General features: G+C 68.0%; 19 protein-coding genes and 1 pseudogene. 5 read left to right on the top strand and 15 right to left on the bottom strand.

What is annotated here, in order from left to right:
* Positions 1-10 precede the first annotated feature (10 nt).
* From fabG to ISF28_RS26510, 8 genes and pseudogenes are all read right to left on the bottom strand, one after another.
* On the bottom strand, positions 11-781 hold the full coding sequence (gene fabG, locus ISF28_RS26545) for a 3-oxoacyl-ACP reductase FabG (protein WP_198120189.1): 771 nt from the start codon (positions 779-781) through the stop codon (positions 11-13).
* A 92-nt stretch (positions 782-873) separates the two neighbouring features.
* Positions 874-2,271, bottom strand: a pseudogene (locus ISF28_RS26540) (FAD-binding oxidoreductase); the annotation flags it as partial.
* On the bottom strand, positions 2,268-3,176 hold the full coding sequence (locus ISF28_RS26535) for a fumarylacetoacetate hydrolase family protein (protein ID WP_198120187.1): 909 nt from the start codon (positions 3,174-3,176) through the stop codon (positions 2,268-2,270). The gene ISF28_RS26535 and the pseudogene ISF28_RS26540, both read right to left, overlap by 4 nt.
* A 2-nt stretch (positions 3,177-3,178) precedes the next feature.
* Positions 3,179-3,610: an acyl-CoA thioesterase gene (locus tag ISF28_RS26530; protein WP_198120186.1), complete on the bottom strand. Its 432-nt coding sequence runs from the start codon at positions 3,608-3,610 to the stop codon at positions 3,179-3,181.
* Between the two features lies 1 nt (position 3,611).
* Positions 3,612-5,426: an acyl-CoA dehydrogenase family protein gene (locus ISF28_RS26525; RefSeq protein ID WP_198120185.1), complete on the bottom strand. Its 1,815-nt coding sequence runs from the start codon at positions 5,424-5,426 to the stop codon at positions 3,612-3,614.
* A 10-nt stretch (positions 5,427-5,436) separates the two neighbouring features.
* Positions 5,437-6,681: a beta-ketoacyl-[acyl-carrier-protein] synthase family protein gene (locus tag ISF28_RS26520; RefSeq protein ID WP_198120184.1), complete on the bottom strand. Its 1,245-nt coding sequence runs from the start codon at positions 6,679-6,681 to the stop codon at positions 5,437-5,439.
* A complete protein-coding gene (locus ISF28_RS26515; protein WP_198120183.1) occupies positions 6,678-6,914 on the bottom strand; it encodes an acyl carrier protein in 237 nt (78 codons plus the stop codon). Before ISF28_RS26515 ends, ISF28_RS26520 begins: the two co-directional genes overlap by 4 nt.
* Positions 6,915-6,953: 39 nt before the next feature.
* Complete coding sequence (locus ISF28_RS26510) at positions 6,954-8,000, bottom strand: beta-ketoacyl-ACP synthase III (protein ID WP_198120182.1); 1,047 nt, start codon at positions 7,998-8,000, stop codon at positions 6,954-6,956.
* Between the two features lie 185 nt (positions 8,001-8,185).
* On the opposite strand from ISF28_RS26510, the gene ISF28_RS26505 reads away from it, so the two are divergent.
* The 5 genes from ISF28_RS26505 to ISF28_RS26485 are packed head-to-tail and all read left to right on the top strand — an operon-like array spanning position 8,186 to position 13,202.
* On the top strand, positions 8,186-8,695 hold the full coding sequence (locus ISF28_RS26505) for a flavin reductase family protein (protein WP_198120181.1): 510 nt from the start codon (positions 8,186-8,188) through the stop codon (positions 8,693-8,695).
* Between the two features lie 13 nt (positions 8,696-8,708).
* Positions 8,709-9,371 (top strand): glutathione S-transferase family protein, encoded by a 663-nt coding sequence (locus ISF28_RS26500; RefSeq protein WP_198120180.1) that lies wholly within the window; start codon positions 8,709-8,711, stop codon positions 9,369-9,371.
* Entirely contained in the window at positions 9,368-10,480 is a 1,113-nt protein-coding gene (gene leuB / locus ISF28_RS26495; RefSeq protein ID WP_198120179.1) for a 3-isopropylmalate dehydrogenase, read from the top strand. Before ISF28_RS26500 ends, leuB begins: the two co-directional genes overlap by 4 nt.
* A gap of 24 nt (positions 10,481-10,504) precedes the next feature.
* Positions 10,505-11,818: an LLM class flavin-dependent oxidoreductase gene (locus ISF28_RS26490; protein ID WP_198120178.1), complete on the top strand. Its 1,314-nt coding sequence runs from the start codon at positions 10,505-10,507 to the stop codon at positions 11,816-11,818.
* Positions 11,811-13,202 carry an MFS transporter gene (locus tag ISF28_RS26485; protein ID WP_198120177.1) on the top strand — a complete coding sequence of 464 codons (1,392 nt, stop codon included), beginning with the start codon at positions 11,811-11,813 and terminating at the stop codon, positions 13,200-13,202. Before ISF28_RS26490 ends, ISF28_RS26485 begins: the two co-directional genes overlap by 8 nt.
* A gap of 10 nt (positions 13,203-13,212) precedes the next feature.
* On the opposite strand, the gene ISF28_RS26480 is transcribed toward ISF28_RS26485, so the two are convergent.
* From ISF28_RS26480 to ISF28_RS26455, 7 genes are all read right to left on the bottom strand, one after another.
* Entirely contained in the window at positions 13,213-16,476 is a 3,264-nt protein-coding gene (locus ISF28_RS26480) for an ATP-binding protein (RefSeq protein ID WP_370663501.1), read from the bottom strand.
* Positions 16,477-16,483: 7 nt separating this feature from the next.
* The gene (locus ISF28_RS26475; RefSeq protein WP_198120175.1) at positions 16,484-17,131 is read right to left on the bottom strand and encodes a response regulator transcription factor; all 648 of its coding nucleotides are present in this window, start codon (positions 17,129-17,131) and stop codon (positions 16,484-16,486) included.
* 369 nt (positions 17,132-17,500) lie between these two features.
* Complete coding sequence (locus ISF28_RS26470; RefSeq protein ID WP_229519408.1) at positions 17,501-18,109, bottom strand: transposase; 609 nt, start codon at positions 18,107-18,109, stop codon at positions 17,501-17,503.
* Positions 18,110-18,115: 6 nt separating this feature from the next.
* Positions 18,116-18,238, bottom strand: coding sequence for a helix-turn-helix domain-containing protein (locus ISF28_RS30765; RefSeq protein ID WP_229519407.1), 123 nt, complete (start codon positions 18,236-18,238; stop codon positions 18,116-18,118).
* A 109-nt stretch (positions 18,239-18,347) separates the two neighbouring features.
* Positions 18,348-18,965, bottom strand: coding sequence for a type VI secretion system-associated protein TagF (tagF, locus tag ISF28_RS26465; RefSeq protein WP_198120174.1), 618 nt, complete (start codon positions 18,963-18,965; stop codon positions 18,348-18,350).
* Positions 18,962-22,489 carry a type VI secretion system membrane subunit TssM gene (gene tssM, locus ISF28_RS26460; protein WP_198120173.1) on the bottom strand — a complete coding sequence of 1,176 codons (3,528 nt, stop codon included), beginning with the start codon at positions 22,487-22,489 and terminating at the stop codon, positions 18,962-18,964. The genes tagF and tssM overlap by 4 nt, the downstream gene beginning before the upstream one ends.
* A gap of 25 nt (positions 22,490-22,514) precedes the next feature.
* On the bottom strand, positions 22,515-23,843 hold the full coding sequence (locus ISF28_RS26455) for a DotU family type VI secretion system protein (RefSeq protein WP_198120172.1): 1,329 nt from the start codon (positions 23,841-23,843) through the stop codon (positions 22,515-22,517).
* Positions 23,844-23,847 lie beyond the last annotated feature (4 nt).

Genomic DNA, 23,847 nt, shown 5'->3' with positions numbered 1-23,847 from the left:
TTGAGTTGGCTCATCCGGTCAATCCGCCGTCCACCACGAGCACCTGCCCGGTGATGTACGACGCATCGTCTCCAGCCAGGAACGCCACGGTCCTGGCCACTTCTTCCGCACGCCCGATACGGCGCATCGGGATCTGCGCGGTGGCCGCGTCGAGGCGCCTTTCGCCCAGCGCACGCGTCATGTCGCTGTCGATATAGCCTGGCGCGACCGCGTTCACCCGGATCCCGCGCGACGCCGTCTCGGCGGCAAGCGCCCGCGTCAAGCCGATCAGGCCGGCCTTGCTGGCACAGTAGTTCGCCTGGCCCGGCACCCCGATCATGCCGGCAACCGACGCCATGTTGACCACGGCACCGGCGCGCTGCTCCAGCAAGTAAGGCATCACGGCCTTGCAGCTGAAGAAGGCCCCGTCGAGGTTGGCGACGAGCACGCCGCGCCAGTCGTCCTCGCCCATGGCGTGGAATGCACGGTCGCGCGTCACGCCCGCATTGTTGACCAGCGCGTCGATGCGTCCGAAGCGCGCCAGGCAGCGCTGTGCAACCGCGCGCATCGCATCCGCGTCGCGCGCATCGGCCCGCACCGCCATCACACGTTGCGGACCGCACGCGCGCACCAGCGCCTCGGCCGCGTCGTCGTTGCTCAGGTACGTGAAACACACCTGGCCGCCCCGTTGCGCCAGTTCCCGCACCACCGCCGCGCCGAGACCGCGGGCTCCGCCGGTCACCAGCGTCGTACGGACCGGCGCCGTGGCACCCGACTCCTGTCCTGCCGTCTGTTCACTCATCAATCTTCTCCATTGTCCGAATCCGCGCGGATGACGTGGCCGGGTCCGGCCCAGCTGCGCCGCGGCGCGTCCGGTGCCGCCGTGCCCCACAACACTTTGCCGGGGTTGAGGATGTTCTGCGGGTCGAACACGCGCTTGATGGCGCGCATCAGTTCGAGCGCCGGCAGCCCGGCTTCCTGGACCAGGAAATCCATCTTGTGCATGCCGATGCCATGCTCGCCCGAGCACGTGCCGTCGAGGCGGATGGCGCGCGCCACCAGCTGGGCGTTGAGCCGCTCGGCGCGTTCGCGCTGCGCCGGCTCGTGCGGATCGATCAGGTAGCCGAAATGGAAGTTGCCGTCGCCGACGTGCCCGACCAGGAAATACGGCATGCCCATCTCGTCGGCCTCGCGCACCGACTCGAGCAGGCATTCCGCGAGACGGCTGATCGGCACGCAGGTATCGGTGCTGATCGCGCGGCAGCCGGGCATCGAGGCGATGGCCGCGAAATACGCGTGATGGCGCGCCGTCCAGAGCCGCGTGCGCGCCTCGGCGTCGGTCGCCCAGGCGAAGGCCGCGCCGCCGTGTTCCGCAGTCAGGGCCTCGACCGATTCCGCCTGTTCGCGCACGGACGCCGGCGTGCCGTGGAATTCCATCAGGAGCATCGGTTCTTCGCGCAGATCCAGCTTGGAATACCGGTTCACCATCCGCACGGCATTCACGTCGAGCAGCTCCATGCGCGCGATCGGGATGCCGGATTGGACGACGTCGATCGCGGCGCCGACGGCGTCGGCGATACCCGGAAACGAGCACACGGCCGCCGACTGCGCTTCCGGCAGCGGATGCAGGCGCACCACGATCTCGGTGAACACGCCGAGCGTGCCTTCGCTGCCCACCATCAGCCGGGTCAGGTCGTAGCCCGCGCTGCTCTTGCGCGCACGCGTTCCCGTATGAACGATCTCGCCGGCGGCCGTGACCACCTGCAGGGCGAGCACGTTCTCGCGCATCGTGCCGTAGCGCACGGCGTTGGTGCCGCTGGCGCGCGTGGCGCACATGCCGCCGATCGACGCGTCCGCGCCCGGATCCACGGGGAAGAACAGCCCGGTGCCCTTGAGCGCCTGGTTCAGCTGCATCCTCGTCACCCCCGGCTGCACCGTCGCCGTCATGTCCGCCGTATCGATGGCGAGCACGCGGTTCATGCGGCTCACGTCCAGGCTGATGCCGCCGCGTACCGCCAGCAGGTGACCTTCCAGCGACGATCCCGCGCCGAACGGGATCACGGGCACCGCATACCGGCCTGCCAGCGCGAGCAGCGCCTGGACGTCAGCGACGCTCTCGGCGAACACCACGGCGTCCGGAGGATTCACGTCCACGAACGACGATTCGTCGCGCCCGTGCTGGTCGCGCACCGCGGCGGCGGTCGAGAAACGGGGGCCGAAGCAGGCTTGCAGTTCGGCCAGCACCGGTGCCGGCAGGCCCTGCCCCGCGTCCGGTGTCATGCGGTCATTCATTCAAAACTCCTTGTCGATTGATGCGTTCCAGCACACAGCCCTTCGTCCCGCACCGCTGCGATACACCGCCGCCGCTGCAGTCCCAGGGGCACGACTTCGGCCTCGACGACATCCCCCGGCCGCAAAAAGGGCTGGCCGGGGCGGCCGTACGCCATGCCCGACGGACTGCCCGTCAGGATCACGTCGCCGGGTTCGAGCACCATGCACAGGCTGAGGTAGTACACCAGCGTATAAACATCGAACACCATGTCGGCGGTTTCTTCACTCTGCATCAGAACCCCGTTGACGCGGCAGCTCAGACGCAACCGGGCCGGGTCGCCGACCTCGTCGGCGCTGACCATGTACGGTCCCAGCGGCGCGAAGCCGGAGAACGACTTCCCCTTGATCCATTCGCCGCCGCGCTCGAGCAGCCAGCGCCGATCGGAGATGTCGTTGGCCGTGCAATAACCCGCGATGTGCGCGCGGGCCGCCTCCGGGCTGGCCAGATATTGCGCGCGCCGGCCAACGACCACGCCCAACTCCACCTCCCAGTCCGTGTGCGCGGACCCCGGCGGCAACACCAGCGGATCGAACGGTCCCGCCAGCGCGTGCACGGACTTGCTCGACACGATGGGCTCGGCCGGCAGCGGCAGGCCCGCCTGGGCCGCATGGCGGCGGTAATTCAGCCCGATGGACACGATCTGTCCGGGGCGTACCGGTGGGCCGATGCGCCCGGCGGCCAGGTCGACGACCGGCAATTCCTTCCACGCGCGCGCCAGCCGCACCGCCAGTGCGGCAAGCGCATCCGGATCGAGCACCGCGCCGCGCCAGTCGTCGACCCAGGCCGACAGGTCACGCGCGCTGCCGTCCGGGGCCAGCGCGCAGGGTCGTTCGCGTCCCGGCGGCCCCACTCGCAACAGGCGCATGGTCAGCTCCTCGCGCCGATGGCGCGCCGGTCTTCGAAATGGCGCTCGAAATAGGCGATTTCCTGCGCGGTCATGCGGCGCGGGTGCCGCCCTTCGTACGAGTAAGCCGCCATCGTCGTCGTCGCCTGCGCATACACCGTGTCCCCCTCGCGCACCTCGCACTCGATCGTCACGGCGGCGGCCTGGATGCTCGACACCCACATGTGGATCTCCACCGGCGCGTGCCGGTGCACGAGCGGCGCCTTGTATTCGATCGCGTGACGCACGACCACCGAGCCGCCGCCCAGGAAGGCGTCGCCCGGATTCGGCCCAAGGTTCCACACGAGGTCGACCCGCGCCTCCTCCAGCAGGCGCAGGAACGAGACATTGTTGACCACGCCGTACACGTCCATGTCGGACCAGCGCACCGGGCATCGATACACGTGGACGGCCATGTCAGGCGTCCCTGCGTGCTTGTGCCGCGGCCTCGCGGCAGAACGCGTCGATGTAGCCGTCGGCGGCGATCGGTGCGCGCAGCAGTTCGGGAGCCAGCGCAAAGCCGTCCAGCAGCAGGTCGATGTGGGGCCGCAGCGCGACGCACAGGTCGTCGGCGACGGCTGGCAGGTCCAGCACCTGTTCAGCGTCCAGCAGGCCGTGCGCCAGGTACCACCCGGCGTCGCGGCGCAGTTCGTTGATCCCGAACAGGCCGCATAACGCCCGCAGCGCTTCGCGCACCGAGCCGTCGGTCGCGCCCGCCGCACGGTGCAGGCAGGCCAGCGCTGTGCGGATGCCGCGCAGGCGCGCCATCTCGATGCCTTCGTTGCTGATGGCATTCCAGGCATCGAAATATCCGGCGTCGGCACGGGCCTCGCGCCGGCGGTTCAGATCCTCCCAGAGCCGCTGTTCGCGGAACAGGAACAGTTCGCCCAGCCAGGCGGCGTCCGGCACACCGCGTCCGCGCGCCTGCGGCGCCGGAATCCGCTCCGGCCACGAGGCCGCCAGCAGTTGTCCGGCCACCGTGGACAGCAGGACCTGGTTGTCGCCTTCGGCCGTGATCAGGCCCTGCAGCAGCAGGATGTAGTCGGAAATGCGGTTGACGTTGAAAATGCCCTGCGCCCCGCAGCGCTCGCGGCAGGTCGACGCCACGTCGGCCATTTCCCAGGTCGATACCGCCTTGGCGATGTTGACCATGTTGAGCACGTCGGCCGACGGTTCCTGCAGTTGCGCCAGGTAGTCGCGCTTGACCTGGTTGACCATCAGCGTGATCGCATACGCTTTCGCCAGCGCACCGAACGTGGCCAGTTGGTGGCTGCGGTATTCGATGACCGGCATGGCATTGGTGCCCGGCGCGTTGGTCAGGCGCTGCGCGGCGTGGCGCAAGGCGATGTAGACGCTGGCGCGGCCCATGCCGACGGCCGAGCTGGACACGCACAGGCGCCCCGGCACGATGCGCGACATGGCACGCAGGAAGCGCGAGCGCGCATTGCCCACCAGCGGTTCGAACCGGCCGTCATCGGTGATGCGCGCGCTCCTGCCAGGCAGCATGCTGTGCAGCGGCAGGCGCACGCCGTCGAACGCGGTCAGGCCGTTGTCCAGGCCCTGCACCGGCTTTTCCGGGCAAGGCAGGGCACGAATGCCGTCGCACAAGCCCTGCTCCGTCGACATCCTCACGATGAACGGGAACACGCCGCAATCCGCGTCGTCGACCTTCAGCCGCGCCATCACGACGGCGATCTTCGGAATATCGGTAAAGCCGCTGTACGACATGTATTTCTGCGCCTGCGGCGACGGCGTGCGCAGGATGAAGCTGCGGGTGGCGTGCTCGTACACGGCTTCCGTCTGCAGCGCGGCCACGTTGTTGCCGTAGCCGAGCTCCGTCGCCATGTAAGGCCCGAACGCGCGCAGCGAATTCAGCTCGTCGACGTAGCCGGCCAGTTCGGGGCGGTCGATACCGTGGTCGAACACCGTGCCCAGGCACAGGTTGTAATGCACCATCAACAGGGAAAAGCAGGCTACGTCCACGAGGCTGGGCCATTCGGCCAGCGCGAACAGGCGCTGGGGATTGCGCAGGAAGGCCAGCGGCTCTTCCAGGCGGCCGTGCACCAGCCGGCTGCGCGCGTACGACACGCGTCCGGCCTGCTCCAGCGTCAGGCCCGCGTGCGGGTCGAACGCCGGGTCGAACAGGACGGCACGGATATCCTCGTGCACCCGTTCGTAGTTACCGTCGAAGACGATGTCGCGCAGCACGGCGCTCGTCGAAGTTGACGTCATGGGATTCCCTTCAAGCTTGGCCGGCGCGCCCTTGCGGCGCGCCGATGATCAATGAAACGTTCTGGCCACCGAACCCGAACGAATTGGACAGTCCGACCCGCACGGCGCACGAACGCGCCGCGCCGGCGACCAGGTCGACTTCGATGCCAGGGTCGGGTTCGCGCAGGTTCGCCGTCGGCGGCAGTTGCCCGCGCGCCACGGCGAGCGCCGTGTAGGCCGCCTCGATGGCGCCGGCAGCGCCCAGCAGGTGACCGGTGACGCCCTTGGTCGAACTCACCGGCACACGCGTTCCGAACAGCGCCGCGATGGCGCCCGCCTCGACGACGTCGTTGCCCGGCGTCGACGTACCGTGCGCGTTGACATACCCGACCTCCGCGGCGTCCAGGCCGGCGTCGCGCAGGGCGGCGCGCATCGCCAGCGAGGCGCCGCGGCCATCGGGATGCGGCTTGGTGACGTGGTAGGCGTCGGCCGACGCGCCATAGCCGAGCAGCCGGGCGCGCACGCGCGCGCCGCGCCGCGCCGCATGCTCCTCCGATTCGAGCACGAACATGCCGGCGCCCTCGCCGATGACGAAGCCGTCGCGCGCCGCGTCGAACGGACGCGACGCACGGGCCGGATCGGGATTGCGAGACAGCGCCCGCATGCGCGCGAACGAGGCCACGTACAGGGGGGTGATCGGCGCCTCGCTGCCGCCGGCGATGACGATGTCGGCGGCGCCGCTGCGCAGCAGGTCGCGTGCGATTCCGAGCGCCGACGCGCCCGATGCGCACGCCGAGCACGGCGCCATGCAGGGCCCGCGCGCGCCCAGTTCGATCGCCACCTGGCCGGCGGCCATGTTCAGCAATCCCATCGGCAGTGTCAGCGACGAGATGTCGTCGGCGCCGTGCGCCAGCAGCACGGCATGCTGCTCTTCCAGCGTCGTGGTCCCGCCGGCGCCCGAGCCGAGGATGACGGCCACGCGGCTGTCGTCGTCCCACGCATGCGCCGTCAATCCGGCATCGCGCAACGCCTCCTGCGCCGCGACGAGGGCGAACTGGGCGTAGCGGTCCCATTGCCAGGGATTGCGCACGCCGGCGCCGGCGAAATCGAATCCGGGCACGCGGCACGCGATCCCGACCGGCAGGCCGGCCAGCGCGTCGTCATGCGCGGCCGCCGTCCGTCCGGACAGCACGCGCTGCCAGTTCTCCTCGATGCCGATACCCGCCGGGGTGACCAGACCGATACCGGTGATGGCCGCTGCGAACGGTGTCGTCATGCGAGTGCCACGGCATTCAGCGCGTTCAGGATGTCACCGATGTTCGCCATGTCATTGAGTTGCTCGTCGCTCAGGCGCACGCCCATCTTCTTCTCCAGCAGGACGGCCAGGTCGACGATCGACAGCGAGTCGAAGCCGAGTTCCTCGAAGCCCGCCTTCAGGGTCACTTTGGCGGGATCGATCTTGAAGCGTTCGGCGATGATTGCAGCCAGGGTGTCCAGGGTCATTTTCATAAATTGCTCTCAGTAGTGGTGGAAAGATTGTGTGATGAATCAGGCGGCCAGCGCGGCGCTGGCGCCATCCCATTCGGCGCTCTCGATCGCCAGCGGGGGCCATTGCAGCGAGACCGAGCCCCAGGACAGGCCGGCGCCGAACGCGCTGACGAGGACGCGCTGGGATGGAACGAGCCGGCCGTCCAGCGCCAGCTCGTTCAACAACAGCGGAATCGACGCGGTAAGCGTGTTGCCGATACGGTCGATGTTCACGGCGATACGGTGCTCGGCCAGTCCGAGCTCGAAGCCGACGGTGCGCAGGATGCGGGCATTGGCCTGGTGGGCGACGAACCAGTCCACGTCGCCGACGTTCCAGCCCGCACGTGCGAGCGCGGTACGGGTCGATGCGCTCATTCCGGCCACCGCGCGTTCGTAGACGGCGCGCCCGTCCATCTTCAGATACCAGTCCTCGGCCGCGAGCATGCCGTGTCCCAGGCCGCAGGCGGCGCGCTGGCGCGATCCGCCGGCAGCGATCGACAGCAGGTCGGCGCGCTCGCCGTCGCTGCCGACGTCGATGGGGCCGAAGGCGCCGGGCTCGCCGGCCACGCCGCTGCGCACCACGATGGCGCCGGCGCCGTCGCCGAAGATCGGCCGGGTAATCCGGTCGGCCGGATTGACCAGCGGGGTGAACGCTTCCGCCGCGATCAGCAATACGTGGCGCGCGACGCCCGCCGCGAGCAGGCCGGATGCGGTGGCCAGGCCGTACACGAAGCCGCTGCAGCCGGAGTTCAGGTCGAACGCCATCACGTTGCCCAGCCCCAGCGTCGCGGCCACCTCGGGCGCGACGGCCGGGGTGATGCGGTCGGGGGAACAGGTCGTCACCAGCACCGCGTCGATGCGCGGATGGCCGGCGGAGGCCAGCGCGCGGCGTCCGGCGACGATCGCCAGGTCGCGCGTCGACAGGCCGCCCGACACCATGCGGCGCTGCGCGATGCCGGTCATGCGGCGGATCCACTCCGGCTTGGCCTGCAGGGAGGGCGAGATGTCTTCGTTGGTCACCACTTGCGGCGGCAGGCAGCCGCCAATTCCGGTTAACACCATTGTCATGGATAGGCTCGATGTGAATGGGGATGGACAAGGTTCGCGGCGGCGCCGGACAGGCGGCAGGCGAATGGCGGCCATGATCGTGAGAATCGGCCGGAGGAGCAACTACCCGGCCGGGTAGTTGCTCCCGCGTGCCGGTTTGCCGATCATGTGTCGCCTGTACCACTCGACCCGCTCCGCTATCGACCATGTCCACGCTTGCTTCGCCCACCCGCCCGCATGCGCAATTGCGTGCCGCGCTGGGGATGTTCCCCACCGGCGTCACCATCGTCACCACGGCCGGCCCGGAAGGCCGCCCCATGGGGTTGACGGTGAATTCGTTCAATGCCGTCTCGCTCGATCCGCCGCTCGTCGCCTGGAGCCTGAATAACGGCTCGCGCTCGCGCGCCGCGTTCGAGCGGGCGGACGCGTTCGCCATCCACGTGCTGGCCGCCGGACAGCAGGCGCTGGCGCAGCGCTTTGCCGCGAAGCTGGACGATCCGTTCGACCAGATCGGCTGGCGCGGCGGCTGCGCCGGCGTGCCGCTGATCGACGGCGCCGCCGCCGTGTTCGAGTGCCGCGTGCACGCCCGCGTCGACGGCGGCGACCACGTGCTTTATCTCGGCCGGGTCGAACGCTTCAACTACCAGCTGGAGCGCGCGCCGCTGGTGTTCGCGAGCGGACGCTTCTGCCACAGCCCGCTCCCGCTGTCCGACTGACCGTACGCCGACCATGAACCCACCCACTCTCTACTACTGCCCCGGCCACATGTCGTTCGCGCCGCACGTCGTCCTGTACGAAATCGGCAAGCCGTTCGAGGCCGTGCACGTCGCGATCAAGGAAGGCGCGACGCAATCCGCCGAATTCAGGCGACTCAATCCAAAAGGGAAGATTCCCGTCCTGCTGGCGGATGGCCACGTCATCACGGAGTCGGCGGCGATCATGTACTACCTGGCGCTCAGGCATCCGGACAGCGGCCTGCTGCCGGACGACCCGCTGGGCGTGGCGCGCGCCGTCGAATGGACCAACTGGCTCAGCGCCGTGCTGGCGTCGTCCGTCAGCCAAACCCTCCACCCCGGGCGGTTTTCACCCGACGTTGCGACCCATCCCGCCGTCAAGGACAAGGGCATCGCCAATCTGCTCGACGCCTTCACCCACATCGACGGGCGCCTGGCGGAACAGGAATGGGCGCTGGCGTCGGGCTATTCGGTCGTCGATCCGATGCTGCTGATCTTCTTCCGCTGGGGCCACGTTCTCGGACTGGACATGGACCGTTTTCCAGCCTGGAGCGCGCACGTGCACCGGGCCGGACAGCGCCCGGCCGTGCAGGCCACGCTGCGCGCCGAGGGTATCACGATTCCACTTATCGTTTTTTCCAAAGGATGTAACGCATGACTACCCACAAACTGCTGATGCTGCCAGGCGACGGCATCGGTCCCGAGGTGATGGAACAGGTGCGCCCGCTGGCCACCCTGCTGGGCCAGGCCGGCGTGGCACGCTTCGAGGTCGAGACCGGCCTGGTCGGCGGCTGTGCCTACGACGCGTGCGGGCGCGCGATTTCCGATGCCGACATGGCCCTGGCGCAGGCGGCCGACGCCGTGCTGCTGGGCGCCGTCGGCGGCCCGCGCTGGGACGGCGTCCCGTACGACGTGCGCCCCGAGGCCGGGCTGTTCCGGCTACGCAAGGAGCTGCAGCTGTTCGCCAACCTGCGCCCCGCCGTCTGCTACCCGGCCCTGGCCGATGCCTCGTCGCTGAAACGCGAATTGGTCGATGGCCTGGACCTGATGCTGGTACGCGAGCTCACCGGCGGCATCTATTTCGGCGAACCCAAGGAAATCCTCGATCTCGGCAACGGCCAGCGCCGCGGCATCGACACCCAGGTGTACGACACCCACGAGATCGAGCGCGTGGGCAGGGTCGCGTTCGAACTGGCGCGCCAGCGCGGCAACAAGGTCACGTCGGCGGAGAAGCGCAACGTGATGAAGTCGGGCGTGCTCTGGAACGAGGTGATCACGGCGCTCCACCGCAACGAATATCCCGACGTTCACCTGGAACACCAGCTGGCCGATTCCCTCGGCATGCAGCTGGTGCGCGCACCGAAGCAGTTCGACGTGATCCTGACCGACAACCTGTTCGGCGACCTGTTGTCCGACGTGGCGGCGATGCTCACCGGTTCGATCGGCATGCTACCCTCGGCCTCGCTCGGCGCGGCCGACGCGGCCGGCGGCGGGCGCCGCGCCCTGTACGAACCGGTGCACGGTTCCGCCCCGGATATCGCCGGCAAGGCGCTGGCGAACCCGATTGCGATGATCAATTCCTTCGCCATGTGCCTGCGCACGTCGTTCGGCCTGGTCGATGCGGCCGGCCTGGTCGAACAGGCCGTTGCCAACGTGCTGGCAGCCGGGCTGCGTACGGACGATATCCGCACGCCCGGCACGCGCACGCTGTCGACCGGGGGGATGGGCCGCGCCATCCACGACGAACTGGCGCGCCTGCTTGGCTGAACCGCCACCACCGAGGAGCAATTCGTGAACAAACGACTCATCCTGGGCGCCTTCATGCGCCCGATCTCCCTGCACACGGCCTGGTGGAAGCACCCGCAAGCCGCACCGGACGCGAACATGAGCTGGCCGATCCTCAAGGATCTGGCGCTGAAACTGGAGCGCGCCTGCTTCGATGCGATCTTCATGGCCGACCACCTGGCCGTCATGTCGATGCCGCAATCCGCCCTCAGGCGCAGCGCCACGATCACATCGTTCGACCCGCTGATGGTGATGCCTGCGCTGGCCGCCTGCACCAGCCGGATCGGCCTGATTGCGACCGGCAGCACCAGCTACGAGGAGCCCTATCTCGTGGCCCGCCGCTTCGCCTCGCTCGACCATTTGAGCGCCGGCAGGGCCGGATGGAACATCGTCACGACCGTCAATCCGGAGGCTGCCTACAACTTCGGCTTCGAGAGCGCGGCGCGACACGCCGACCGCTACGACCGCGCCCGCGAATTCTTCGACGTCGTCACCGGGCTGTGGGACGGCTGGGACGACGATGCGCTGCTGATGGACAAGGACAGCGGCATCTTCTTCGATCCCGCCAAGGTACGCGCCCTGAACCACAAGGGCAGGTTCTTTTCCGTGAAGGGCCCGCTGAACGTGGCGCGCCCGGTGCAGGGCTGGCCCGTGATCACGCTGGCCGGCGGTTCCGACGCGGCGCGCCAGATGGGGGCCGAAAAGGCCGACTTGTTCTTTTCGAACTCGAGTACCTTCGATACGGCGCGCGCGTTCTATGCCGACGTCAAGGCGCGCGCATGCGCGGCCGGCCGCGACCCGGACCAGTTGAAGATCCTGCCGGCGAACCAGGTATACGTGGGACGCACGACGGCCGAGGCACACCGCAAGAAGGCGTTCATGGACGACCTGGTGCATGTGGACAGCCATCTGCCGAACCTGTCGCTGAAGCTGGGCGTGGACGCGTCGCAGTTCGATCTGGACAAGCCGCTGCCGGAGCTGCCCGAGACGGAACGAAGCAAGGGCCACCAGCAGGAATGGGTCGCGCTGGCACGACGCGAAAACCTGACCGTGCGGGAGCTGGCCCGGCGCGCCGCGCGCTCGGGCATCGGAGAAATGATCGGCACGCCCGGCGAGATCGCCGACCAGATGGAAAAATGGCTGCTCGGCGAAGCGTGCGACGGATTCATCATGGTGTTCCATTCGGCGCCGGAAGGCCATGACGACTTCGTCGAGATGGTGGTACCGGAGCTGCAGCGGCGCGGCCTGTTCCGCACCCGCTACGAAGACGACACGCTGCGCGGCAACCTCGGCCTGTCCCGGCCGCGCACCCATGGATAAGCCAACCCCGACCATCGCCGCCGCGCTCGCGGCGACAACGCCGGACGGCCTGCCGCCGCGGCAACGCGCCTTCGCCTTCCTGGCGATTGCCATTGCCGTCACGATGGCGGTGCTCGACACGGCCATCGTCAACGTGGCCCTGCCGTCCATCAGCCAGGCCCTCGCCGTCGACGCGGCGCAGGCGGTCTGGGTCGTGAATGCCTACCAGCTCGCGGTGACGGTATCGCTGCTGCCACTGGCCGCCCTGGGCGACCGGCTCGGTTACAAGAGGGTCTACTGGGGCGGGCTCGCCGTGTTCACGCTCGCCTCGCTGGCCTGCGCGCGCGCGCCCACACTGGCACTACTGGCCGGCGCGCGCGTCGTGCAGGGCCTGGGCGCGGCCGGGATCATGAGCGTCAACATCGCGCTCGTGCGCAGCCTGTTCCCGAAAGCGCAACTCGGCGTGGGCATGGGTTATGCCTCGCTGACCGTGGCCGTCTCGTCGGCCGCCGGTCCCACCCTGGCGGCGGCAGTGCTGGCGGTGGCCGACTGGAAGTGGCTGTTCCTGATCAACGTCCCACTCGGCGCGATCGCGCTGCTGGTGGCCGCGCTGGCCCTGCCGGCGTCGCCCACCTCCCACCGCCGCGTCGATGCCCTCAGCGTCCTGCTGAATGCCCTCACGTTCGGTCCGCTCATCGGCGGCCTGGGGTACTTCGGCGAAGCCGGCGGCGCGCAGCGGGGCGGCGCGCTCGTTGCCGTTGGCCTGGCGTGCGGTGCCGCCCTGCTGCGCCGCGAACGCCGCAGCGCGCATCCGGTGCTGCCGCTCGATCTGCTGCGCCTGCCCGTGTTCGTGCTGTCCCTGGCCACGTCGATCGGCGCGTTCGCCGCCCAGACCATGGCATTGATCGCCTTGCCGTTCTACTTCGAACGGACGCTCGGCATGTCCGAGACCGCGACCGGCCTGTTGATGACACCCTGGCCGTTGGCGACGGCGCTCGTCGCTCCGCTCGCCGGACGCCTGTCGGACCGTTTCGCACCAGGGCGCCTGTGCATCGCCGGCATGCTGTGCCTGGCGGCTGGACTGGCTGGCGTTGCGGCGCTCGGCGGCACGCCGGACCGTATCGGGATCGCCTGGCGCCTGGCCGTGTGCGGCTTGGGCTTCGGCCTGTTCCAGTCGCCGAACAATCGCGTGATCATGGGCAGCGCACCGCGCGAGCGCAGCGGCGGTGCGAGCGGCCTGCAGGCGCTCGGGCGGCTGCTGGGCCAGTCGCTGGGTGCGGTAGCCGCCGCCCTCCTGTTCGCCCTGGGGCCGGCCGACCCGACGGCGGCGCTGGCAACCGGCGCGGCGTCACTCGCGCTGCTGGCAGCCGGCACCAGCGCCATGCGGCGCAAGCCCGCCCCGTGAAAGACCGTCGTCATGGCGCCGCGACCCGGGCCGAAAACGCAGCCAGGATCGCGCGCGCAGCGCGATAGTTGAGCTGGTCGACGGCACGGCCCAACTCATCGAGCCGGGCGGCCCCGCCGGCGTCCGCCGCCGCATGGCGCAGCTGTGCGACCAGGCCGGCCGCGCCCATGCTGTTGACCGCCAGCGCGTCATCGAGCAGGCCGACCAGTTCCGATACGCTGCGACCCGGTCGCGGCGCCGGCGCGGCCACCACGGGCACGCCCGGCGGCAGTCCCGCGATCGATTCAAGCGCTCGACGCAATGCTTCCTCGAGCGCGGCCGGCATCGTCTCCGGCACCGGAAGGCCGTGCCGTGCAATGAACATTTCCACATGTCCCGCGCGCGCGGCCACCTGCCCCGCACCGAGGGCGGCTGCGGCACCGCGCAGGGCATGCGTCATGTGGTGCGCGCGTGCGCCGTCGCCGCTCGCCAGGGCGTCGCGCAACGCGGAAATCCAGTCGCCGAAGCGCGTACGGAATATCTGGAGCAGTTCGCGCAGCAGGATGTCGTTGCCGTTCACCCGGTCCAGCGCTTGCTCGAGCCCGTCGAAACCGGCCAAAGCCGGCGGCAGGGCGGTCCCCGCCGGGCGCGCCGGTTCCACGGACGCCGCGGCCGGCGCATGGCGTCCGGTGTGCGACGCGATCGCCGCCAGCAGCTGGTGCGGGTGGAAAGGCTTGGCCAGATGCGCATCCATGCCGGCCGCGATGCAATGCTGCACGTCCTGGTCCATCGCATGCGCCGTCATGGCGACGATCGGCAGACGAGCAAGGCCCGCCGCCCGGATCCGCCGGGCAGCTTCGATCCCGTCCATGTCGGGCATGCGCACATCCATCAATACCAGGTCATACGAGGCCGTCGGCGCCAGCGCCATGGCCAGCGCCTGCACGCCGTCCGCGGCCGTGGCGCAGACGACGCCCTGCGCCTGCAGGATTTCAAGCGTCATGCGCCGGTTGATCTCGTTGTCTTCGGCAATCAGCACGCGCACGCCACGCAGGCTGCGCTCCGCCGTCGACGCGGGCGCGGCCGCCACCGGCAGGGTGTCCGCCGGCGTCGCCCGCAACGGGCAGCCGAACGGCAGCCGCACGAGGAAACGGCTGCCCGCGCCAGGCGTGCTGTGCAAGGCAATGCTGCCTCCCATGGCTTCCGTCAGCTTCTTGCTGATGGCCAGTCCGAGTCCGGTGCCGCCATGGCGCTGCGTACTGCTCTGGTCGGCCTGACAGAACGGTTCGAACACGCGCTCGACGTTATCCGGCGTGATGCCGACGCCGGTATCGGCGACGATGAAGCGCAGCGTATGTGCCTGGCCCGGCTCGCATCCGAGCTCCACCGACACCTCGCCGCGCGCGGTGAACTTCACGGCATTGTCGACGAGGTTGAGCAATATCTGGCCAACCCGCATGGGATCGCCGACCACGGCGCGCGGCACCTCCGGCGCCGCCCGCACGACGAAGCGCAAGCACTTCGCGCGCGCGCGCAAGCCGATCATCGCCTCCAGGCGGGCCAGGACATCGCGCGGATCGAACCGGACCTGCTCGATCTGCATCTTGCCTGCCTCGATCTTGGAAAAGTCGAGGATATCGTTGATCACGCCGAGCAGCGCCGTCGCGGCGGCGTTCACGTTGGCCAGGTACCCTTGCTGGCGCGCATCCGGGCCGGTCTGGAGCGCCAGGTCGGTCGCGCCGATGATTGTGTGGATCGGCGTGCGGATCTCGTGGCTCATCGTCGCCAGGAATTCGGACTTGGTCCGGTTCGCCGCCTCGGCCGCTTCCTTGGCAGCCTCCAGCTCCGCGGTACGCTCGTGCACACGCTGTTCGAGCGTCCGGTTGAGTTCCTGGATCTCGTCCTCGGCACGCTTGCGGTCCGTGATATCGGTGGACACGGCGCAGATGGCGCTGATCGCCCCGCTTTCGTCGAACAGCGGGAACTTGGCGGACAGGTAGGTACGCACGCCGCCCGCCACCGGGATCGGTTCGTCGAACTGGTCGCCCTGGCCGGACCGGATCACCCGCTGGTCGTTGGCGGCCCAGATCCGCGCGAACTCCTCCGGAAAGAGCTCGTGGGCCGAGCGGCCGACGACCTCGCGGAGGGCGAGTTCCCTGAAGCGGCGGTTCGCCAGAAGGTAGCGCCCCGCCAGGTCCTTCATGTGGATCACCGCGTCGCTGTTGTCCACGATGGTCTGGAGGCGCTTCTCGCTTTGCCGCAGTGCTTCGTCACGGCGCGACAGTTCCGCCGTCACCAGCCGGTTCTGGTACATCCAGCGATGCACCAGAACGATGGTGGCGCACAGCAGGGTCAGGGCCACCAGCACGGCTGCGAGGACGTGCAGGATGATCGGCTCCCAATACTGCTCGGCGTCGACGTACAGGTAGATGCGCGCGCCCAGCGCCGCCGAATCGAACGATTTCTGGACGAAGCTCCGTCCCGGCAGGTCGGCGAAGCGCACCAGTTCCAGGCGCGGGCCGAGCACCTTGGCGACCGTGACCGGCAGCGGCGGCAGGGCGTTGTCCGCCGGGCTGCCAAGGGCGTGAAAGCGCCATCGCTCTTCCGGACTCGCCAGCACCATGCCGCGTGGGTCCGCGAGCAGGACGATCTCCCCGTTGCGCGTCCAATACTCGCGCAGATGTGCATTGAAGGGTTCGAGGGAGAGGCGCATGGCGACGACCCCGCGCAGCACGTGGTCGACGACTACCGGCCGCGCGAGGTAATAACCGATCGTCCGCCGTGTGACGCCGAGGCCCATGAACCATCCCGTCTGGCCCGCTTTCGCGTTACGGAAATACGGACGGCCGCCGTAGCTCGCACCGATGATCGACTTGCGCTGGCCGCAGTGGTTGGCCGCGAGCACCACGCCCTCGTGATCCAGCACATAGATGTCTTCCGCTTCGGTATGCTGGGCCAGCATGTCGAGGACGCGGTTGACCCGGGAGACGCCGCTGGGCCCGGGCCGTGTCAGCAGCTGCGTCACGTCGTCGGAGCTGGCGACGATCTCGGGAATGAGCCGGTAGCGTTCGATCGCCTGCGTGAGGTATTGGTGATGCGAGTTGATGCGAGAATCGAGAAAACGGTCGACCCGGGCGAGCGCCACGTCCGTGCCGCGCTGGTACGCGGCGCCAACCAGGAGCACGAGGCCGGCCAGATAGGCCTTCAGCAGGCCCCGCCAGTGGCCGGCGATGAAGCCCAGTACACGGCTGCTGCGCGGCAGGCCGGTGACTTGCGGTCCAGCCGGTGAATGCACGGACAAGCTATACGATGCCGCGCGGGTCGATGCGCGGATGGAGCGCCGCCACGAGCGTACGGTTGGACACGTCGAACACCCGCATGATCTTCTTCATGTGGTACTTCACGTTATCTTCCGAACAGCCAATGATCCGGGCGATTTCCCAATTGGTCTTGCCGGCCTGTACCCAGGCGAAGATTTCCTTCTGGCGTGCACTGAGCGCCGCAAGATCGGGTTCCGGAGTCGTCTGCATTCCGCTGGCGGCGGTCTGCGCGCGGCGGTAGCCGATATGCTTCTGCACCCGCGCCTTGACGGCCGAAAGGCGCAGAGGCTTGGTCACATAATCGATCGCCCCGGCTTCGAAGCCCTTGACCTCCTGCTCCACCGCATCCAGCGATGTGATGAAGATCACTGGAATGTCGGCGGTGGCGGGATCGCTCTTGAGCCTGGCGCAGACGGTATAGCCATCGAGATCCGGCATCACGACGTCGAGCAGGATGACATCCGGCGTCTGCGCCTGCGCGAGTTGCAACGCCTCGGCTGCGCTGCATGCGAACAGTACCTCGCATTCATCGGCCAATACGTCGGCGATCATTTTTATATTGATGACCTCATCGTCGACGATCAATACCGTGGGTTTGCCCTGCGTACGGCCGTAAGCAACAGAATGCATAAAAATCGAGTGGTGGGTTTATTTTATTTACTTAGTCGATATAACTTCCATCAATACTTTGACTTAAATTGCAAACAATGTCAACTAGATAAAATTTAGTTTTTCCGTTTAACATTTTCTCTTCGCGCGTCCGATTAAACCGCAACAAGAAGTGGCTATGCTTCCCGCATTTGAAATATCACGAATTATTTCAAAATCGGCGATGTCCGAATTTTCATATAATTCGGAAATTTTCATTAACCGAATGAAATAAATGCATTGCAAATGGCCGTGCACGACCGCCAACGAGACCGTGGGATCTGCTGAAGAAATTCCGGAACAAACCGGGCAGCTTCTGAATGCTGCGCAACGCACCGATGGCCAGCCGTTTCATCTCAGCCTTGTCGGTGACCAGTTTGCGCGACACCTTGGATTTGACGTGTGCCCATACCTGTTCGTCGGGATGCAAATGCGGCGAGTATGGGGCAGGAAAAACAGCTTGAGCCTGCCGTTCTGTTCGGCGACGAAGCGCTTCACCGCCGCCGACTTGTGGACGGGGTGACCGCCGACGATGAGAAAGGCGGGTTGTTCGGAGCCGATCAGGAGCCGCTTGAGGAACGTGATGAAGACAGCCGAATCAACCATCCCTTCATGGATCATGAAGCGGAAATCGCGCGTGGACTGACCGCTGAAATCATGTTGAAGGAGAAGCGGCGCCCGTCGCGCTGACGAACGGCGTTTCCCCTTTCGGCGCCCAGGTGGTGCCGGTGTGATAGTCCGAACGCAGCCCGGATTCATCGGCGAAAAACACCATGCCGACGACAGCACCAACGACTTGCCGAACTGGCGCTCGATCAGGCTACCGATCAACGACAGGGCCCAAAGGCCGACCTCGAACTTGAACTGCTGCGGCGAATGTTCGCGGATGTTCTTCGCCAGCCACGCCAGTTCTTCCTCCGTCACCTTGGACGGCCTGCCTGGAATCGCTTTGGCCAGCAAGGCGTTCTATCCGCCATTGGCAAAGTCGGCCAGCCAACGGTACACCGTCCTCACGTTCAGACCGAACGCGGCGGCATCCTGCGGCGCCGGCAGCCCTTCACGTACCGCCTTTACGGCTTGTTGGCGCATCGTCTGCAAGGCTTAAGGCTGTGCGCGCGGCCATCGGAGGAACGTTTGCATTTCATGCAGACATTATGTCTGAGAAAGTGGCTTTACTTTACGAAAAGTTAGTAATAAGTCAGATCCAGCTTCCATCCAACATCGCCCCAAACCCCTGCACCCTCGGCATCCCAGCACACACCAGCATCAACGGCTCGACACTTGAAGAACCTTCGGTCCACCACAAACTATGCCCCTGCAACACAGCCGCAACAACGCTCTCGCCAACCCCCTTATCGAGCGCAAACCGCCACGTCCCGCCCACCGGTGCGACCTGCGGGCCCGTCGCCACTCCAGGCTCCGGCAACCCATCGAACCGCTCCAGCCTGAACCCCACATCCAGCGACGCCCGCGCCAGATCCTCGATGGCGTCGTACCAGCCCGCATGCTTGTGAAACCAGTCCAGCAAAGGCGGCGCACCGACGGCGGCTATCATCAGCGGAAAATAACGCCCGACCCGATCCACACTGGGCATCATCACGCCGCCCAATCCTTCAGGGCCGAGAATCCCGGGCGCGATCGCAAACCGCCACACGGGACTGGTAAGATAGTGATTCAACCACTGATCGCCCAACTGCTGCTGGCTCGCATGAATGCACTGCTGCAGCCACGCATCCCACGCCGCGACCAGCCCGTCCGGCAGCCCGCGCGACACGAAGTCGCCGAGCGTCGAGACTTTGCCGAAGTACCCGGTCACAGCTTGTCCACGCAGCGGAACTGTTCCAGCACGGCGCGGCGGAACGGGTTGACGACGCTGTTCGCGGTCAGCTCCAGTGTGGTCTTGCGGCCGTCGGCGTCGAAGGTGACGTTGTAACGCTCGCCCTGCGCCGTGGGCACGACGGTGGCCTTGTCGAGCATGCGGAACCACGCCCACGGGCCTTCCGTGTGCAGCGAGCCGTGCGCGCTCGCGGGCGTCACGTCCAGCTTGACCTGGCCGCCGCCCTTCCCGCTCGGCAGCTGGAACGATGCAGCGGACAATGCGCCCGGCGCAGCACTCAGGACTTGTCCGTCGATGTCGAGCACGAACTTGGTGATCGATGGGTCGAGCGCCACCGGCTTCAGGTCGAAGCGCATCGACGCCTGGCGGCCGCCGTTCGCGAAGAACGCGTCGCGGATCTTGGCGGCGCGCTGGAAGTCGTCGAGCGTGGATTGCGGGATGCCGAGCGTGGCATCGTTCGCCGTCGCGCGCCAGCGCCACTGGGCGCCGCCCATGTCCACGTATTGGGCGAGGTTCTTCGCGAAGAAGTCGTCGATCAGGCCACCCGGGGCGAACATGCGGCCGAAATCGTCGGCGGTGACGTCCTGCGCGGCCGATTTCACGATCGGGTAGCGGCCCGCGACCGCCTGGCGGCAGAACTGCGCCGGGCCTGCGGTCCACAAGGCGTTCAGGCGTTCGCGCTCGCTGCCGGACGTGAGGCCCGCGCCGCCGCTGTCGATCGACTTGAGCATCGTGCCCAGCGGGGCCGGCTTGCCGTCCGCTTCCAGCTTGACTTTCGCGAGCGCGTCGCCCGGCGGCGGCGGCGCGCCCGTGCGCTTGGCGGCGGCCGCGCTGTCCAGGTAGACGGCGACGTCTTTCAGCATGCCCAGCGTCTGGTCCAGCGGCGACGGCGTACCGGCCGTCATCTTGTGCAGGTCTTCGAAGTGGGCGTCGACGGGGTTCGCGGCCTTGACGGGCGCGGTGGACGCGGCATCGTCGCCGCTCGCCATCGCGCTTTCCAGCTTCTTCTTGTACGCGTCCAGCTTGCCCTTGACGGCCGCCGTGACGGACGCCGCGAGCGGCGTCTTGGTGCCGCCCAGCGTCGTCTGCTTGCTGGCCTCGACGAGGAATTTACGCATCGGCGAATCCGCGCCGGACAGCAGGTTGGTGATGCGCGCGCCCTGCTCCAGCGTGCCGAACGGACGCAGGCTCACGTCGGCCAGCAGCGCATCCCATTGCGCGATGTAGTCGTCGTAGTACAGGCGCAGCACGGCCTGGCGGACCTGGTCGCGGTCGGCGGCCTGCGTGGCTTCCTGCTGCGCGAGGATCCAGCGTTCCTTCTGGACGTCGTCCACGGCCTCGTTGCTCATCTCGAGGAATTTGGCGTAGCCGGCGGGCGAGAACATGCCGTTCACGCCACGCGTGATCGGCTCGCCGCTCTTGCGCACGAAGACGTTCGCGGCCTCGCGCCCGCCCGCGCTCGCGGGACTGAACTCGGGCAGCTTCTCGCGCATCAGCTGGCGTTTCAGGCGGTTGTAGACGCGCTGTTCGAGCGGCATGCGCGCGAGCGTCAGGCGGGTGTCGCTGATCAGTTGCGGATCGAGCGTCGGCATCGCCTGGCCGTCGCGGAAGTTTTCCATCAGCGCCAGCTCGTGCGCGGCCAGCGCCTGTTTCTGGTCGTCGCTCGCGTCCTTCAGGTTGCGCGCGTCGTCCAGCGCGGCCCACGCCGCGACGGATTCCGCGTCGAAGTGGCTCGCGTCGCCCAGCATCAGGTAGACGCGCAGGACTTCGTACAGATACTCGGGGCTGTTGGCGCTGCTGCGGCGCAGCTGGTCTTCCATGCGCTGCTGCAGGCGCGGCAGCAGCGTGTCCTGCAAGACCTTGCGGTAGGCGATGCGCGCGGCTTCGCCCAGCTTGTCGCCCTGGTACAGGCCAAAGCGCATCAGGAACGGCGCGCCCTTGTCGCGGTCGTCGTAGCCGCCCGGCAGCCGGCGGAGCAGATCCAGCACGGGCAGCAGCTGCACGGTCGACCCTTGCGCGGGCAATGCGGCCACCTGCTTGGCGATGTCGGCGGACTTCGCCGCCATGTCCGCGACGTAGGCCCGGTTGCGCACGTAACTCGTGATCATGCCGGCACCCAGCAGCACGAAGGCGACGGCGATCGCGCCGACCGCGCCCCACTGAATCAGGCGCCGGCGCTTTTCCAGCGCGTGGTTCACGCCGGCCAGTTCGGCCTCGGGGAAGATCACCTGCTGCAGCAGGTTCGTGATGAAGTAGCTGCGGCCGCTGGCGGCGTTCGGCGCCAGCGCCTGGCGCTCCAGCCCGAACGACGCCGCCATCGCGCTCATCACGCGGTCCAGCGGGCTGCCTTCCTGCGTGCCGCTGCTGAAATAGACGCCGCGCAGCAGCGCCTCGCGCTCGTAGCGGTTCGACGCGAACACGTCGTCCAGGAAGCGTTTCAAGACGTCCTGCACGCCGGCGAACTGCTGCGGGAAGCTGTAGACCAGCGCGCGCTTGTGCGGATCGCGTTCCTGCTGCATGCGGGCCAGCACGCGGTCCTGCAGGCGCTGTTCCAGCTGTTCGAATTCGGCCGGGAACGCGGCCAGCGCGGCGTCGCCATCCATCCCGCTCTGCAGCGGGAACGTCATGCCCCAGACCTGCGCGCGCTCCTCGCGGCCCAGCGCATCGAAGAATTCGACGAAGCCACCCAGCAGGTCGCACTTCGTCACGAGCACGTAGACCGGAAAGCGCACGCCCAGCTGGTCGTGCAGTTCCTTGAGGCGGTCGCGGATCGCCTGCGCCTGCGCTTGCCGGCCTGCTTCCGTGTCCTGCAGCAGGTCGCTCACGGGCACGGCGACGATGACGCCGTTGATGGGACGGCGGCGGCGGTATTTTTTCAGCAGGTGCAGGAAGCCCGTCCACGCGGCCTTGTCGGCGCCGGCGTTGCTGTCCTGCGTCGTGTAGCGGCCCGCGGTGTCGAGCAGCACGGCGTCGTCGGTGAACCACCAGTCGCAGTTGCGCGTGCCGCCCACGCCCCCGATGGCGCCCTTGCCCAGCGCGTCGGCGAGCGGGAATTTCAGGCCGGACTGCGTCAGCGCCGTCGTCTTGCCGCTGCCCGGCGCGCCGATGAACATATACCACGGCAGCTGGTACAGGCCGCCCTTGCCGCCGGTCTTCGCCTTCTTGAGGATTGCGATGGCGTCCTGCATCCGCTTGTTCAACTGGGCCACTTCGGCGGCGCCTTCGGGCGCGGGCGCCGGTGCGGACTTCTCATCCTCGCCGGCCACGCTCTTCATCAATTCGCGGTTGGCGCGCCATGCCTTGAACCAGCGCCAGCCGAGCCAGCCGGCCCACAGCGCGAAGAAGATGAGGATGAAGGTCCAGCGCACCGACTCCGATGCGAACGGGAAGTGGCCGTCGTAGGACACCAGCGGCGCCTCGAACCAGATGACCAGCGCGAGCAGCAGCACGCCCAGGAAGGCCAGCACGGCGGGCTTGATCAGCCAGGTGAAGAACTTTTTCATTGCGGGTCGGGTTGTCGTGTTGGGTTCAGGGCGCCGTCGCGGGCGTCAGCAGGACGATCTCCACGCGGCGGTTGCGCGAGCGGCCGGCCGGCGTGTCGTTCGTCGCCAGCGGTTCCGTATCGCCGCGGCCTTCCACGCTGTAGCGCGCTTCGGGTCCCGCGCGTTCCGCGAGCAGGTCGCGCACGGCGGTCGCGCGTGCCTTCGAGAGTTCGTAGTTGGACGGGAAGCGCGCCGACAGTCCGGGTTGCGTGTTGTCCGTGTGGCCGATGACGATCACCTTGCCGGGCACGGTCTTCAACGCGTCGCCGATGCGGCCCAACAGGCCGAGATAGGCGCCGGAGACGTCGCCGCTGCCCGACGCGAACACGCCGTCGCCGCGCAAGGTGACGACGGAGCGGTCGGCGCTGTCGACGACGCTGACGAGGCCTTGCGCGATCTCGGGCGCGAGGAAGCCGGCCAGGCGCGGCACGGTCGGCGCCGGCGCCGCGGGTACAGCCACGGGCGGCGGCGCCGTCTTCAGCGACAGCAGGCTGGCGAACACGGGGTCGGACGCGTTGCCCAGGCGGTGGCCGAGGAACAGCTGCAGCAGGATCAGGATGACGGCGGCGCCGGCGGCCATGATCCACACGGGCACCATGCGCCACAACGGCTCGCCCTTGCCGGTGGCGCCCTTCCAGTGCGGCGACAGCTCGGCTTCAGCCGGCGCCTTGTGCTGCGCGATCAGCTGCTGCAGGCGTTCGCGCAGCGCGTCCAGCTGGCTGCGGCCGTTGTCGATGACGCGGTAGCGCCCTTCCAGCCCAAGCGCCAGGCACAAATACATCAGCTCCAGCGCGTCGATGTTCGCCTTCGGCGCCTGCGACAGCTTTTGCAGGATCAGGAAGAATTTCTCGCCGCCGAACGCCTCGTTGTGGAACGCGACGAGCAGGCTGCGGCTGGCCCACACGCCGCCGCCGCCCCACGGCGTCGACGAGATGGTCTCGTCCAGCAGCGTGCACAAGGCATAGCGCGCGGCCGCGATCTGGTCGTGCTCCACGTGCGCCGCCTTGGCGGCCGTCTCGAAGGTCTTGATGGCGCCGACGAGCTGCATGCGCAGCGTCTCGACGTCCGGATGCGACGCCATGCGGCGCAGCGGCGGCACGAGGTCGAGCAGCGGGTTCGCGGCGCGCACGAGCGGGTTCAGGCCCGCGCCATGCAATTGCGTCGGCAGTCCGCCCGGCGCGGAGCGCGGCGGCGGGTCGATTGACGGCGTGGCCGGCGTGGCCGGCGGTTGCGACGGCGCCGTGCGGCGCCCGCCGGGTGCGGGCACCAGCACGGTGCGGTCGGGGTCCTGCATCGGGTTGACGGGATCGCTCATGCGG

The organism is Massilia rhizosphaerae (assembly GCF_016093545.1).
GTDB lineage: Bacteria > Pseudomonadota > Gammaproteobacteria > Burkholderiales > Burkholderiaceae_D > Telluria > Telluria rhizosphaerae.
Note: the sequence above shows the minus strand (reverse complement) of the source record. Positions and strands in the feature narration are given on the sequence as shown.